We start from the raw sequence: 15,169 nt of genomic DNA, 5'->3' as shown, positions 1-15,169 counted from the left end.
TATACTAACTCATTTTTTCTTATGCCTTAAATTATATTTTTTCTTTAGACGGAAAGGTAATCAGGTAATGAATTCCGTTTCCTAAAACGAATTCCAATTTGCCTTCCAGCTGCTTTGTTAATCCTTTAATGAGACTCATCCCTAATGACCCAGTTTTTTCAGGGTTAAATCCTTCAGGAAATCCTATGCCATTATCTGCATAATCAAGAGTATAGACGTTTGTATGCGCATCAAATGAGAACCTGATATGGATTTCACCCTTTGTATCTCCTGGAAATGCATGTTTAAGAGAGTTTGAAATTAATTCATTAACAATCAGACTGCAAGGAACTGCTTTTTCAATTGTAATCTGAACCGGATTTGCATCAATCACCATTTTCACCTGCTGCATATCAGTCCGATATGCATCAAAAAGCGGATGAAACATCTTCCGAAGGTAATCAGAATAATCAATCCTGCTTAAATTATCAGAACGATATAGTTGTTCATGAACAAGAGCTATTGATTTGATTCTGACCATACTTTCTTTAAAAAGCCCTTTAATATATTCATCCTGAATAGTTTGCGATTGTAGGAGAAGAAGACTGGATATCACCTGCATATTATTCTTAACCCGGTGATGAATTTCTTTAAGGAGCATCTCTTTCTCTTTAAGAGAAATTGCAATATCTTCTTCTGCCTTTTTTCTGAGTTCTATTTCTTCTTCGAGTGATTTTGTCCGATCTAATACAATTTTTTCTAGATTTTTATTTAATTCTGCAAGATCTTTTTCTGTTCTTTTTAATTCTGTAATATCACGAATAGATTCAATGGCTCCGATAATATTTTCTCGAGTGTCAAATAATGGTGATACTGCTATCATATAAAATTGAACCTGACCATCAGGTGATGTTATCTTGTTTTCAGCAATGATTGTTGATCCCTCTTCCCGGAAATTTGAATATTTCTCTGTTATATCATCAACAAGGTCTGGATGAAGAACATAATCAATCAAAATAGGTATTCGTTCTCCATACAAATGTTGGCTATACTCGTAGTTTCCTTTCCCGAGAATTTCTTGGGCAGCAATTCTACTCAAACCTTCCATAGCATGGTTCCATGCTAAAATATGTCCGGAGGTATTAATAACAAAAGTAGGATCCGGTAAAAAATTAATAACATCCTCAAAGAATTGCTTTGATTCCTGAAGAGCAATTTCAGCCTCTTTTCTGGAAGAAATATCACGTGAGACACCAACTACTAATGTTTCTCCCTTTTTATTCGTGATAAATTTTGAGGTTACTTCTGTCCAGACCCTCGAACCATCTTTTCGAATTTGCTCTATTTCATCAATATAATAATTTTTTTTATGAGGGTTAGAGAAAAAAAGTGATATTCGATCCGCAAGTGCCTTTGCTAAATAATCATATGATGATTGAGTCATGACCTCATTAATTGTTTTTTGTAGTGTTTCCTCAACTGTAAAACCGGTTAATCGTTCAACTGACGGGCTCATGTAATTCCATGTTCCTGTCTTAATATTAAGAACCCACGGTACATCAGAGATATTATCTGCTAATAGTCGGTATTGTGCCTCACTCTTTCGAATTACTTCTTCAGAAAGCTTGTTTTTTGTGATATCCATCACAACACCGGTAAGAATTTTTGGTTTTTTGTCATCATATCTCTGGGTAATTTTACCTACGTCTCGATACCAATGATAATTACCTGATACATCTCTTATCCGGTAGTCTATAGCATACTCTTCTGTTATACCTTTCAGGTGGTTATTCATAGATTGCATTGCGAGATTCAAGTCATCTGGGTGAATAAGATTGGTGAAATCCCGATAATGTTCAAAAATTTGAGGATCATATCCTAACATTGTTGCTTTTCGATCATCAAATCTGATACGTCCTTCCGGCATATCCATCTCCCACCATGCAATTTTGCCAGTTTTCATGGCGGATTTCAGCCTGTTCTCGATTTGTATTTTTATCTCTTCAGTTTTTTTAAGTTGCGTAATATCCAGTAAATATACTGCGATTCTGGTAATTATCCCATTATCATCTGGAATAGGATACATTGAGGTAAGTGCTGATTTTTTAAAGTGATAATCTTCAAACCGGATGGGTTTTTTTGTTTCAACAATCTCTGCAATTTTATCCTGATAGAATTGTTTAATCTCAGGTTTAAGTTCATCTAACCCATTTTTTCCGATGATCTCCTCTTTTCCAGAAAGTCCTATCCATTCTGCCATTGTATCATTAGCAGTAATGACAAGACCGTTAGTATTAATTAGGAAAGCTGGTTCGGTGATACTGTTTATCATTGCTGATAATGCCTGTTCACTCTCCTGCATCGCAGAAATCGCTTTTTTACGGTCAGTAATATCTCGAAGGAATACCAAGGCTCCATGAGAATTCTGATAGAAGAAGGGGACTGCTGATACCTCAACATCCACTGGAGTATTATCAAAAGTAAGCATTACTTCTTCAATCAATTCCACAGAAATATGATCCTCGTTGAGATTATTGATTCTTTTTTTCACGATATCGCGAAAATCTGGATGAAATCTGTCAATAACTGAGGATCCAAGGAGTTGTTCCTGGGATGTTATTCCAAATAGATTGCATGCTGATGGATTCAGGTAGGAAAATTTTCCATTTATCTGGATAAAAATTGCATCAGGAGCACTTTCTACCACGAGACGGAATTTTTCCTCACTTGCTTTAATAGCCTCTTCAACTTCTTTGAATTCGGTAATATCTTGAACTACTCCAAGAAATTTAATAGGTTTATCAGATTCATCGTATAATGCTTCTCCAATGATTGCAATCCACCTGATAACATTATCTTTTCGTAGAATACGACAGTTTATCTGCATTTTTTGATGATGTTCGATTGCATATTGTATAGAACTCTGAACATATTCCCTCTCTTCAGAAATTATGTGACCTAAAAATATCTCTAATGACCATTCTGATAATAGATCATCGTAACCAAAGATCTGTGCATGGCGTGCATTTCGGGTCTCATTTTTCGTAAACCAGTCTACTTCCCAAACTCCGAGACGAGTTATTTCGAGAGTAAAAGCAAGCCTCTTCTCATTTTTCTGGAGTGTTTCATGAGCAGTAATTAATTCATCGAATTTTCCTATTCGCTGAGCAATGGTGTTTAGTAGGTCCTGTTCTTCTGACATGAATGGTCCAATGGACAATTCTGGTCTCTTTTCTAGATAGGCTATTTCTATTCTACCAACTTCGATGCTATTTGATAGAATAGGTGTTGATAACCTCCAGGATGTTTCTGTGAAGTTGAAATTTTGGAATATCTGATCCCGGAGTATAATATTCACGGTTGTAATATCTGGGAATTGAAATGCCTGTGGAATTACATCTAATAATTGTGATAATGCTGTTTTAACATCATAACCTGATCTGAATAAAATATTTGATACTAATTGAAGGCAATTCAGTTCCTTCATTCGTTCACGAAGATTAAAAGCGGTAACTTCCAGCAAATTTTCTGTCTTTTTAAGTTGGGTGATGTCTGTAAGGACGAACAAATAAGAAGGAATATTATAAAAATCAATTGTATTACTATGAATCAGAACTGTTTCTGTGTCTCCTGATTTATTCTCAAACTCTAATTCATAGGGTTCAATCGATTCGGTATGTTTTTGCAGATTAAGAGCTGAATGGATGTTATCATAATAGTCTGCAAGTATTGAACTTCGCAATAATTGATCAAAATTATTACAGTCACATTGAAGCATTTTCATCATTGATGGATTTGCATAACTAACAACTCCATCATGACCCACAATAACCGGATTTGGAAGATTCTCCAAAACATTGATTAGTTGTTTTTGGTTGGCACCAATTTTTTCCTCGGCCTTTTTTATATCCGTAATATCAAACACAATTCCGTCTACTCCAATAAATGAACCATTATGAGAGAATATTGATGTTTTGTGATCCCTCACCCAGCGAATTTCTCCATTTTTATGGACTATTCGATATTCCTGTACCATAGATTGTACTGGTTCTTGAAGGAGTGCTTGTGATTCCTCAAATACTCTATTAATATCCTCTGCATAAATGAGGTTTATCCATTCTATATCATGGTTCTTGAAATTGTCTTCTGAGTATCCACAAATGTTCTCACTGTTGGTAATAATATTAACAGACCAGTTATAACTGGCACTATACACCATCCCGGGGATATTCTGAATGAGGTTTCGTACCTTTTTTTCACTTTTAATATGGGCGTTATAAACATCTTTCCGGTAGGTAAGGCTGGCAATATCCTTTGCAATTATCTCAAGTAAAGTAATAATCTGTTGGTCCCAGAATTTTTGTTTTAAAAAATTGTCAAATCCTAAAAAACCTATCAGTTTTTTGTGAATAACAAGAGGTACAACAAGAATTGACTGAATACCGAGTTTATTTAGCATCTCTTTTTCTGTATCAGAACCTTTTGTGAGATCTGATGGATGAGAGATATGAATTGGTTCAAATCTGGATAAAATATCAATCCATCTTTGATACATACTGGTAGGAATATTTTGAAAATTATCTTTGAGAGATTGAATACCTTCAGCACACCATTCAAATGAACAACTCATGGTCGTTCCATCAGATGATAAAAAAAACACGTAAGAACGGTCAACGTTTGTAAATGAACCAATTTCTGCAATACAGGCTGTTATTTCTTCATCAATGTTTTCAGGCAGAACATTTACAAATCGGGTAGATATTGTAAGGATCAGGTTGATAATATCTCTTAATCCAGGATTGTTTTCTTCATTCATAATAATCTCCTGTCAAATTAAATGTCTAAAATGAGATTATTCTGACATATCCGGATTAATTCCCATACCATGTTGGTAATGTTTGAATAAGAAAGTGCGGACCTTTTCTGATTTCAGCCACCCTTTATCCAATTTAGTAACTAGATTATCGATCACCGTGATCTGATCGTCTATTTGTTGTTTATATTCTGTTTCACTGATGTCTATTAATAATCGAATGATTTGAAGAGGATTTCGAATCTCATCATTTAAAATTTGAAATTGAGCCATATTATGTTCAATCTGTCCAAATCCCCTCTCACTCAATTCTTTTTCGAGATGTTTATAGTCTGTAATATCATGGTATTGGATAGCAACAAGAGTAATATAATTATTTATTTCCGTAAGTTTGTGAATTGCTAATTCATACCACCTGTCTTCGTGAGAAATAACCATTATTTTCAGGATTTGTATTTGTATAAAATTGTTCAATTTCATTTTCCGAAATCCCTAGTTTTACTTGAAATATTGGTTCAGATATACTGATTTCTTTAAAATTTTCTGTACTGATATCAAGAAGATGAATCATCGGATCATTCACAGCAATAATATTTTTTTTATTATCTAGCAGAATCATAGGATCTGGAACCGAATTTAGGAGTATCCGGTTTGTTCGTTCACTTGAACGTAATTTTTCATCCATTGCATGTTTATACAAAGCCATTTTAATGCTTGCTTTTAAATTTCTCTCTTCAAATGGTTTTACAATGTATCCAAAAGGTTCACTTTCGAGAGCTGCATTTACCGTAGCATCATCAGATTGACCTGTGAGAAATATTATTGGAATGTCATATTTTTCTTTTATTATTGAAGCAGCAGTAATACCGGTCATTTCGCCATTCAGTACAATATCCATAAGAATAAGATCAGGATAGAGCTCTTTTGCAGAAAATATTGCTTCTTCACCGTTGTCTGCCGTTCCTACAACTTCAAACCCAAAATCATTCAAGACTACTGAGAGACTGGCAGCGGTGACAAATTCATCTTCTACAATTAAAATCCTATTCTTGGTCATAGAAGAACTCCTTGAAGTATAGATAGCCTTAAACAAAATAAAATGTTCTGATCCTAATGAATTATAACCATCTAAAAATTCAATATGATAAAGTAATCACTCAAATAATTATCACTCCACATCTTGTAAATTCGAGAAATATATCTTATAGAGATGAAAAAATTCTGTTCTATGGAACATATATGAGTGATATTTAGGGTATTGTAAAGATTTATGTCTGGATGATAACCAGAATTTCACCTTCCGAAAATACAGATTCTCTTAAATTGTCGAGGCATATTCGAGCAATCTTTTATGTCAATAGTCCCAGATATAGTCTAAGTCATTTCTCATATGAAATATAGATATTCATCTGGATGTAATCGGTCAGCGAGTGGTTTTTACACTTTTTATTAAGATCTAAAATGTGATTTATAGCCGAATAATTGAATGATTGGAGATGGAGGGATATATAAATAAAGAAATGAATTTTTCAAGAATGAACCAAACAGATACTTGGATATAAAAAAAGAGACAAATATACATATATTTCATTCAAGTGATAAAAACATGGTTCTACAATCAAATGATCAACCAATTTCTGGATTAAAGATAACCTGGAAATGCACTGTTTGCGGTTTTTTGTTCACCGGAGACAAACCACCGAAAGGATGTCCTCATTGTCATAGTCCCTCCGGAGAGTTCATCCCGGTCCATGAAAAGCCGGTTACCTGTCCGGTAGAGGATTTTGACGTCCTTCTCATAAATGGAAGTTCTCACCGGGCCGGGAACACCGGGGTGATGAGTGATATCGCAGAGGAAGTCCTGAGAGAACGAAACATTTCATATCGAAGGTTTAATCTGAATGAATATTCTATCGATCATTGCTGGTGTTGTTATGCGGTCAGGGCTCAGTCATGTGATTATCCCTGTCGGAATAAAGACGACGACATGCATGTGTTTCATGAGATGCTGACGAAAACTAAAGCGGTGATTATCGCTTCACCTATCAACTGGAACAGCATGTCTGCCAGGCTTAAGACGTTCCTTGACCGGACAACTTGTATGCAGAACCTCTATCATCTGAAAAAACCAGGTCTGACACATGGGAAAGTAGTTGGGATTCTGGTCTGCGGTCATGAGGATGGAGGAATTACTACCGCTATGAATATTTTCCTGAATTTTCAACAGCTTGGGTATATTTTGGCTCCTTTTGGGATTGGATACCGGACCCATGGTGCAGAATACTCAAGTAATGAAGATAGAGAATTTTTCAATACTGATGAACTATTTCGGGCTCATACCCGGGGCGTTGTAAATAATGTCATCGAAATGATGAACCTGAATGTTGAAAAGGAGATACGGGACAGGATAACCCCCGTATCAGAATAATTAATTTTTATTTTTTAATATTTTTATAATTCTAAATTTTTTTGGATCCACATTATGTTTATTTTCATTTTTAATAATTGATTCAGATTTGTTAGATCTTATTTCATATGGAAACTTCTGATCCCTCACTTTTCTTTACATCGGCCAGAAATAAAGTATCACCGGTATCGAAACAATAACAATAACTATCTCTAATGGAAGTCCGAGTTTCCAGTAATCTCCAAATTTCAGACCGGCAGGCCCCATTACAAGGGCATTGGATTGATGACCGACTGGTGTCAGAAAAGCACTGGATGCTCCTATCACGATGGCCATTAGGAAAGGATCAGGAGAAACCCCAAGACCGGTTGCAATGCTAAATGATATCGGAGCCATCAGCACAGCAGTTGCTGCATTATTAATAAGAGCTGAAAGCAACATGGTCACGATGAGGATAATCACAAGCAGGATTACCGGTGAGAGTATAGTTTGAAACGATAATAACGTCGATGCAATCAATTCTGCTCCCCCGGTATCTTCCATTGCCTGACCAACCGGAATAAATGCACCGAGGAGAATGATTACAGGCCAGTCAATACTTTCATAAATTTCCCGAATTGGGACTAACTGGATAAGAACCATTACTACTGCAGCAAGGGTGAAAATTATCTGAACCGGCAATAGACCAAGTGCTGCAATGATGATAGCAAGAGCAAAGATCCCAATTGATTCTGCAATACGTTTTGGTTCACCAATCTTCAGTCCTCGTTCTGCGAGCGGATAAAAGCCTAATGTTTTTATTGCCTCTTTTAAAAGCCCCTCTGTTCCCTGGAGAAGTAAAACATCACCAGCCTGAAATTTTATATCTTTGAGTCTTTCCTTTACCAGGATCCCTTGTCGTGCTACTGCAATAAGAGATACTCCAAAACTTGACCATAAGTCGATATCTTTAACATTCAGCCCAATCGTCGGAGATTCAAGGCTGATTGTTGCCTCCATAAGAAGTGAGTCACCGGTTTGAATGAATCCATCTTGAGTGATTTTTTTCTCTTCCAGCTGAAAACCGGTTATATTCAAAAATTTTTTTAGTTCATCAAGTGCAGCTTGGACAATCAGGATATCTCCGATCTTAATTTTTTCATATATAAATGGTACCGGACGGGTATGACTCCCTCTGATTACCTGAATGATAGTGATCTTTGCATTCGTTGCTTTGTATATCTCTCTGAGTGGTTTTCCGGCAAATTTTGCATCTTCCGGAACATAAATTTCAGTGATATAATCTTTAATATGGAAAAAATCATCTCTGGATCCTGAACCAGTTCGTCTGGGTATGAGACGCCATCCGATGAGACCAATAAATACAAAGGAGAAAAGAGCAATTCCAAGGCCAACAGGTGAAAAATCGAACATACCATATCCCTGACCGAGATGTTCTGCCCGAAAAGCTGAAATTATTAAATTTGGTGGTGTTCCAATGAGGGTTATCATTCCACCAATTTGCGAGCCAAATGCAAGGGGAAGAAGAAGAAGTGATACCGGAAGGGCACTGTTTCTTGCCATTTTTATACCAACTGGCATGAGGAGGGCAAGTGCTCCGACATTATTCATAAATGCAGAAAGCGTTATCACAAGTCCGGTCAGGGCTGATACTTGCATTGTTGGACGGTTTCCTACCTTTTGAAGCCATCCTGAGATCATCTCAACAACTCCGGCATTGAGTAATCCTCTGCTGATTATCAAAACAGCTGCCACTGTTATAATGGCAGGGTTTGCAAATCCTGAAAATGCATGATCCCAAGGGACAACACCGATGATTGTTGCAGAACATAATGCGAGGAGAGCAATAATATCATATCTGAACCGGCCTTGAATAAACAAAACAAGTGATAAAAAAAGGATCAAAAAGACGATTATTTGATCAATTGTTATTGGAAGCATTCTGCCGCCTGAAAATTGAATATTTATCGATAATACAACTATTAAATTGTTTTCTGGGGTTTTGCCAATGATGATAATTTATTCCATCATCTTATACTGGTCCAAGAGGGAAGATATCTTTTTCAAAAATTTCATTTAATACCTGGGCAAGTCCGGTGTATATTGCAGAAAATCCACAAATAATTCCTTCTATACCTGCAATTTTCGTTATTGTTTCAATCTCTGTGATGTTTCCAATTGCGAGGAGAAAAAATAAGATTGTCAGAGATCCAAAGACAATTTGTAATGCCTTATTTATTTTTAATGTTCCGATAAACATAACTCCGGTAAAAATACCCCACATGATGAGATATGATGCAATCGCGATATTTCCCCCGGTTCCTTCTACCAATTGAGATTGGGGAAGAAGAAGTAAGAGCACAAACGAAAACCAGAATAAACCGTATGAAAGAAAAGCTGTCATACCAAAGGTATTATTTTTCTTCCACTCCATAATTCCGGCAATGATTTGAGCAATTCCTCCATAACATAAACCCATGGCAAGAATCATTGATCCTAAAGAAAATAATCCGGCATTATGTAGATTTAAAAGAACTGTAGTCATTCCAAATCCTAGTAATCCGAGTGGGGCAGGATTTGCAGTAATTTCTGATATTAACATATTATGTGGTGAATACACAAGAGACATAATTCCTCCGATAAAATTCTATCGTATTATGTGATTATGTGAGTAATTATCCTGCGAGCTATATGAGGATATGGAAAAGATTCTGATACTGGGGAAGAACTTATTACCAGACCTTTTTTTATATTCCCTCATATTTACGAATAGCAATTTTAAAGAGTGTCTATGAAGTTAATTTTCTAAATAATATTTATCAGTATTTTTTTTAACAAGGAAATGATTTAGTGTCTTTAAGTCTCATGGAATGGGAGTTTTGTATCTATATCTATTATTGTCAAGAGTTGGATAATGAAAGAACATGAAACCATATTAAAAACCGGATTGAATGGAAAAAATCGATCCCAAATCAGGACCGGCCTGTGCGTAGATATTATTCAAAAGCAGGATCAGCGAAGTGGAAAAACAACTCGTGGGATTGTTCGGGATATATTGACCAGATCACCTACTCACCCTCATGGCATTAAAGTAAGATTAGTCAGTGGTCAGGTAGGAAGAGTAAGTTTGATCATTCCTTGTGAGCCTGAGAAAGAATAATAAGTAATAATTGTTCTCGATGAATTTAGGCTTTAACAATATAATACCACGAACTTTTTTTGTACAAAGGTCTGAATGGAAAATTTCAGTAAATATGCGATAAATCTCAAAAATTCCCCCGGAATTCGCATCATAATAATGCAATAGAGAGGGAGCTATTTAACCATACAAATACCTATAGAATATTAAGACTTTCATTATATTCGTGAATAGTAGTATCAAAGAAAGATGCTATATCCTTTTGTATTCATTGGATAGATTAAGATTAAAAAAATAATAAAAATATACGTTTCGCATACTGGACCCCTTCTTTGTTCGTATATTGAAGAAATTAAAGCAGGGCAATTCTGATAATGGTTATTTGGGTAGCTAAAAAATTTGCTATAATTTTAGTAGAATTCTCAAAAAACGAATTAATTAATGAACTATATGGGTGAAGATAATTTTCAGATTATCTCACATCAATAATATTATTATATATATTATTATTATATATTAAATAATATAAATAATATTCTAGTTTTATTATCAATTTTCATGTTTTATGATGGTTAATTTTTATTCTATATGGTTATCCGTTTGTATTATAAGCTTCTGTGACAAGAATCCTGCATTGATGTGTGATAGAAGATGAAAATTGGAGTGAGGTATGATAGGTGATCCAAATGTTCGTCCATCTGACGATCAATCTGAATTAAATTATTCTTCATCTATATCGGAAATATTCACTCAATTTGAAACCCGATCTTCAGGACTGACTGGTGATGAATCTGCCAGGCGAGTACAAAAGTATGGAAAAAATTCTCTCATTAAACCTCGGAAAAAGTCGATATACATCCGATTTCTGGCAAATTTTACACATCTCATGGCAATTCTTCTTTGGGTTGGGGGAATTGTTGCTTTCATTGCCCACATGCCACAGTTAGGCATTGCTGTCTGGATGGTAAATCTTATTAATGGATTATTTTCTTTCTGGCAGGAATTCAGAGCAGAGAAAGCTGCTGATGCTCTGGTTCAGTTATTACCGCTTCATGTGCGGGTAATTCGTGATGGCATAACTAAAAATATTGAAGCAGAAGATTTAGTTCCCGGAGATATTATGGTCCTCAGTGAAGGAGATCATATATCTGCTGATGGTCGTTTAATTGAAGCATCAGAGCTTCGGATTGATCAATCCACACTGACTGGTGAATCTCATCCGGTTAAAAAGATTGCAGATCCATGGTATGATTCTGGTTTTTCGAAGATTGAGTATCCAAATCTTGTTTTTGCTGGTACTAGTGTTGCATCAGGCACAGGACTAGCAGTAGTTATTGCCACGGGGATGAATACAGAATTTGGAAAAGTTGCAGACCTGACTCAGGGAATTGAAGAAGAAAAAAGTCCCTTGCAACAAGAGATGGTTCATGTTACCAGAATGGTAACGATAGTTGCGGTGAGTATTGGTATCTTGTTTTTTTTCATGCTTATAACTCTCACATCAGTCACGCTTGCATCTAGTTTTATTTTTGCACTGGGTATGATTGTGGCATTTGTCCCAGAAGGACTATTACCAACCGTAACTCTCGCCCTGGCCCGGGGGTCACAGCGGATGGCGAAACGAAATGCTCTCATAAAACGATTATCTGCTGTAGAGACACTGGGATGTACATCTGTTATCTGTACTGATAAAACCGGAACTCTTACTCAAAATGAGATGACGGTACAAAAAATCTGGATTCCCGGAGCATCTTTTTCAGTGACTGGAGTAGGTTACAATCCAGAAGGAACGATTACTCCAGATGAGGTTAATATAGATTCTGGCCTTCTTGAAGATTTACACCGTTTGTGTGTCGCTGGATCATTGTGTTCAAATGCACGCCTGATACCACCAGACCATGAAACAGACCCATGGACAATACTTGGAGATCCGACTGAAGCGGCAATTCTTGTAGCATCAGAAAAATTAGGTGTACATTATGAAGAGGAGAATTCGCAATATCCACGTATCCGTGAATTTCCGTTTGATTCACGACGAAAACTCATGAGTACTCTTCATCTGAAGAATTCCGATCAGATATTGTACCTAAAGGGTGCACCAAAATCTGTTCTTGATCTCACCTCGTCATTCATGAAGAATTCAAGGTTGTATCCAATATCAGAAGATATTCGATCAGAAATTATTACGGTAAATGATTTCTTTGCTGAACAAGGGCTTCGGGTATTGGCAATTGCCATGAAAGAAATCACAGACGATGATCAAATAGAAAATTCTGAAGACGTAGAACATAATCTCATATTCCTTGGTTTGATCGCCATGATGGATCCTCCACGGTCTGAAGTATCTGAAGCAGTGAAAAAATGCCATCATGCACAAATCCGGATAATCATGATAACTGGGGATTATGGCCTTACAGCTAAGAGTATTGCACGAAAAATTGGAATCATTACGACAGAAAATCCCCATATTATTACTGGTGCAGATCTTGATCAGATGAATGATGAGGAATTGAAAAGACATCTTACCGGAGAAGTTATATTCGCACGGGTATCTCCAGAACACAAATTAAAAGTAGTTGAAATATTACGAGAAACCGGCCAGATTGTAGCCGTTACCGGAGATGGAGTCAACGATGCACCGGCTCTTAAAAAAGCAGATATTGGTGTTGCAATGGGAATAACTGGCACAGATGTTGCAAAAGAAGCAGCAGATATGATCCTGACTGATGACAATTTTGCATCAATTGTAAATGCAATAGAGGAAGGACGTGCCGTGTATTCAAATATCAAAAAATTTACAGGTTACATTTTTACCAGCAATACTCCTGAAGCAGTTCCATTTATTTTATTTGCATTTAGTAAAGCCAGGATACCTCTGGCACTAGATGTCATGCCAATCTTATCAATTGACCTTGGAACAGATCTGGTCCCGGCATTGGCATTAGGTTCAGAGCCTCCTGAACCAGGTATCATGGATAAACCGCCGAGAAATCTTAAAGAGCATGTAATTACCCGGTCCTTGTTACTGAGATCATATCTTTGGCTTGGTCCGATTCAAAGTCTTGCGGTGATGTCAGCATTTTTCTACCAGTACTGGACGAATGGGTATTGGGGTCAGATTTTTGATCTGCCAGCTGAGGGTCCACTTTATCATTCAGCGGTTGGGATGGCCCTTGCTGCAGTGGTAACAACACAGATAGGAAACGTGTTAGCACATCGGACAGAGCGTAGTTCGATACGGGCAGCGGGACTGTTCTCGAATAAAATGGTCTGGTTAGGTATCGCAAGTGAACTGGTAATTATTCTTATCATTCTGTATGTTCCATTTTTTCAGACAATTATCGGAACCGCACCGTTTCCAGCTCAAAACTGGTTATTTCTGTTTGCATGGGCTCCAGCTTTGCTTATTGCTGAAGAATTCAGAAAAGGTATCATGCGAATGATAGAAAGGCATAAAATTAGTTCTTCATCTGGAGGAATCTCATGAAATTTATCGTTATAGGGTGTGGTCGGATGGGTTCAGGATTGGCACACCGGTTAGTCAGATCCCATCATGATGTGACAGTAGTGGATAATGATCCTTTATCATTTCAAAGGCTGGGTCCGGGATTTTCCGGAACCATTCGAGAACATGACGCTCTTGATAAAGAATCTTTTTACGAGAGCGGAGTTGCAAAAGCTGATGGTCTTGCTGCAGTTACCGGAAATGATGCAATAAATATCGTGGTGGCTCGTGCTGCACGACAAATGTTCCGGGTCCCAAAAGTAATTGCACGAACTCATGAGCCCAGGTATTCTGAGCTATATCATAAACTCGGGATCCAGACCGTAACAAACGTCTCACTGGGAATCGAGCGTATATCAGAACTTTTAACCTTTTCTCATCTTGATATTATTCATGGAATTGGAAATGGAGATGTTGGGATTGTCAGATATGATGTTCCTTCCCTTCTTGCCGGACATCAGGTAAAAGATCTCACGGTCCCAGGAGAAATAATCGTTATCTCACTTACCAGGAAAGGAAAAACCAGTATTCCTACACTCGGAACTACCTTGGAGAAAGGTGATATTATCCACCTTGCGGTAGAGGAACATTCTGTTGATCGTCTCAAACATGGAATACATGCAGCAGGAGGTGGATGATGGTCTTGTCGGTGTTGATAGCCGGAGGGGGAAAAGTTGGAATGTACCTAGCGAAAATTCTCCTGACGGAGGGGCATAGGGTTACGATTTTAGAAGATAATAAGAATGATTTAGACAAATTAAGAAAGGAATTTTCCTCTTCTCTTTTGAGAGAAGGGAATCCGACAAATCCTCATGACTTGAGTGAAGCAGGTATCTCTTCGGTTGATGTGGTTGCTGCTGTCACCAGATTTGATGAGACGAATCTGGTAATAACGAGTCTTGCGAAATTTGAATTTAAAGTAAAAAGAACCATAGCACGAGTGAATATCCCGAAAAATGCATGGCTTTTTACGAAAGAAATGGGTGTTGATGTTACGGTAAACCAGGCTGATTTTATGGCTCATCTTATCGCTCGGGAAATGACAGTTGGGGATATGATGACGATGTTAAAGCTTCGCACCGGAGATTACTCGCTTATTGAAAACAAGGTTACCAGTGGTTCTTCTGCATCCGGAAAAGCGATTAAAGATCTTCATCTCCCGCAGGAATGTGTCTTATCTGCAATAATCCGGAATAATCAGCTTGTCATTCCACGTGGAAATATTATTCTACATCCGGGTGATGATGTGCTTGCGGTTGCACATGAGTCGGTCATTCAGAAGGTCCGGGAGGTACTAGAGAAGCCCCAATAGATGATCATTCCAAC

10 protein-coding genes are annotated in these 15,169 nt (G+C 37.1%); 5 read left to right on the top strand and 5 right to left on the bottom strand.

Annotated elements, in window-relative coordinates; genetic code table 11:
• Nucleotides 1-31 precede the first annotated feature (31 nt).
• From KSK55_RS02405 to KSK55_RS02395, 3 genes are read right to left on the bottom strand one after another with little or no spacing between them, the layout of a single operon-like run.
• Nucleotides 32-4,795, bottom strand: a complete 4,764-nt coding sequence (locus tag KSK55_RS02405; RefSeq protein ID WP_218608035.1) for a PAS domain S-box protein — start codon at nucleotides 4,793-4,795, stop codon at nucleotides 32-34.
• Nucleotides 4,796-4,831: 36 nt separating this feature from the next.
• Nucleotides 4,832-5,230 (bottom strand): nitrogen regulation protein NR(II), encoded by a 399-nt coding sequence (locus KSK55_RS02400; protein ID WP_218608034.1) that lies wholly within the window; start codon nucleotides 5,228-5,230, stop codon nucleotides 4,832-4,834.
• Nucleotides 5,199-5,849, bottom strand: a complete 651-nt coding sequence (locus KSK55_RS02395) for a response regulator (protein ID WP_218608033.1) — start codon at nucleotides 5,847-5,849, stop codon at nucleotides 5,199-5,201. Before KSK55_RS02395 ends, KSK55_RS02400 begins: the two co-directional genes overlap by 32 nt.
• Before the next feature lie 549 nt (nucleotides 5,850-6,398).
• Between KSK55_RS02395 and KSK55_RS02390 the strand changes: the two genes are divergently transcribed.
• Nucleotides 6,399-7,220, top strand: coding sequence for a flavodoxin family protein (locus KSK55_RS02390; RefSeq protein WP_218608032.1), 822 nt, complete (start codon nucleotides 6,399-6,401; stop codon nucleotides 7,218-7,220).
• 135 nt (nucleotides 7,221-7,355) lie between these two features.
• Here KSK55_RS02390 and KSK55_RS02385 read toward each other — a convergent pair whose 3' ends face one another.
• Together KSK55_RS02385 and KSK55_RS02380 are read right to left on the bottom strand one after the other, a co-directional pair.
• Nucleotides 7,356-9,140, bottom strand: a complete 1,785-nt coding sequence (locus KSK55_RS02385) for an SLC13 family permease (RefSeq protein ID WP_214418547.1) — start codon at nucleotides 9,138-9,140, stop codon at nucleotides 7,356-7,358.
• 91 nt (nucleotides 9,141-9,231) lie between these two features.
• A complete protein-coding gene (locus KSK55_RS02380; protein WP_214418546.1) occupies nucleotides 9,232-9,828 on the bottom strand; it encodes an acetate uptake transporter in 597 nt (198 codons plus the stop codon).
• A gap of 285 nt (nucleotides 9,829-10,113) precedes the next feature.
• Between KSK55_RS02380 and KSK55_RS02375 the strand changes: the two genes are divergently transcribed.
• The 4 genes from KSK55_RS02375 to KSK55_RS02360 all read left to right on the top strand — a co-directional run bounded on the left by KSK55_RS02375 (nucleotide 10,114) and on the right by KSK55_RS02360 (nucleotide 15,155).
• Nucleotides 10,114-10,359, top strand: coding sequence for a YwbE family protein (locus KSK55_RS02375; protein WP_214418545.1), 246 nt, complete (start codon nucleotides 10,114-10,116; stop codon nucleotides 10,357-10,359).
• 649 nt (nucleotides 10,360-11,008) lie between these two features.
• Nucleotides 11,009-13,825 (top strand): cation-translocating P-type ATPase, encoded by a 2,817-nt coding sequence (locus KSK55_RS02370; RefSeq protein ID WP_218608031.1) that lies wholly within the window; start codon nucleotides 11,009-11,011, stop codon nucleotides 13,823-13,825.
• Complete coding sequence (locus KSK55_RS02365) at nucleotides 13,822-14,481, top strand: potassium channel family protein (RefSeq protein WP_218608030.1); 660 nt, start codon at nucleotides 13,822-13,824, stop codon at nucleotides 14,479-14,481. Before KSK55_RS02370 ends, KSK55_RS02365 begins: the two co-directional genes overlap by 4 nt.
• Nucleotides 14,478-15,155 (top strand): potassium channel family protein, encoded by a 678-nt coding sequence (locus KSK55_RS02360; RefSeq protein WP_256664154.1) that lies wholly within the window; start codon nucleotides 14,478-14,480, stop codon nucleotides 15,153-15,155. The genes KSK55_RS02365 and KSK55_RS02360 overlap by 4 nt, the downstream gene beginning before the upstream one ends.
• Nucleotides 15,156-15,169 lie beyond the last annotated feature (14 nt).

Source organism: Methanospirillum hungatei, from assembly GCF_019263745.1.
GTDB lineage: Archaea > Halobacteriota > Methanomicrobia > Methanomicrobiales > Methanospirillaceae > Methanospirillum > Methanospirillum purgamenti.
Note: the sequence above shows the minus strand (reverse complement) of the source record. Positions and strands in the feature narration are given on the sequence as shown.

Excerpts from the sequence above, each read along its gene's own strand:
- KSK55_RS02375 (WP_214418545.1), top strand. The coding sequence starts at position 10,114 with ATGAAAGAACATGAAACCATATTAAAAACCGGATTGAATGGAAAAAAT.
- KSK55_RS02380 (WP_214418546.1), bottom strand. The coding sequence starts at position 9,828 with ATGTCTCTTGTGTATTCACCACATAATATGTTAATATCAGAAATTACT.
- KSK55_RS02405 (WP_218608035.1), bottom strand. The coding sequence starts at position 4,795 with ATGAATGAAGAAAACAATCCTGGATTAAGAGATATTATCAACCTGATC.
- KSK55_RS02385 (WP_214418547.1), bottom strand. The coding sequence starts at position 9,140 with ATGCTTCCAATAACAATTGATCAAATAATCGTCTTTTTGATCCTTTTT.
- KSK55_RS02390 (WP_218608032.1), top strand. The coding sequence starts at position 6,399 with ATGGTTCTACAATCAAATGATCAACCAATTTCTGGATTAAAGATAACC.
- KSK55_RS02370 (WP_218608031.1), top strand. The coding sequence starts at position 11,009 with ATGATAGGTGATCCAAATGTTCGTCCATCTGACGATCAATCTGAATTA.
- KSK55_RS02360 (WP_256664154.1), top strand. The coding sequence starts at position 14,478 with ATGATGGTCTTGTCGGTGTTGATAGCCGGAGGGGGAAAAGTTGGAATG.
- KSK55_RS02400 (WP_218608034.1), bottom strand. The coding sequence starts at position 5,230 with ATGGTTATTTCTCACGAAGACAGGTGGTATGAATTAGCAATTCACAAA.
- KSK55_RS02395 (WP_218608033.1), bottom strand. The coding sequence starts at position 5,849 with ATGACCAAGAATAGGATTTTAATTGTAGAAGATGAATTTGTCACCGCT.
- KSK55_RS02365 (WP_218608030.1), top strand. The coding sequence starts at position 13,822 with ATGAAATTTATCGTTATAGGGTGTGGTCGGATGGGTTCAGGATTGGCA.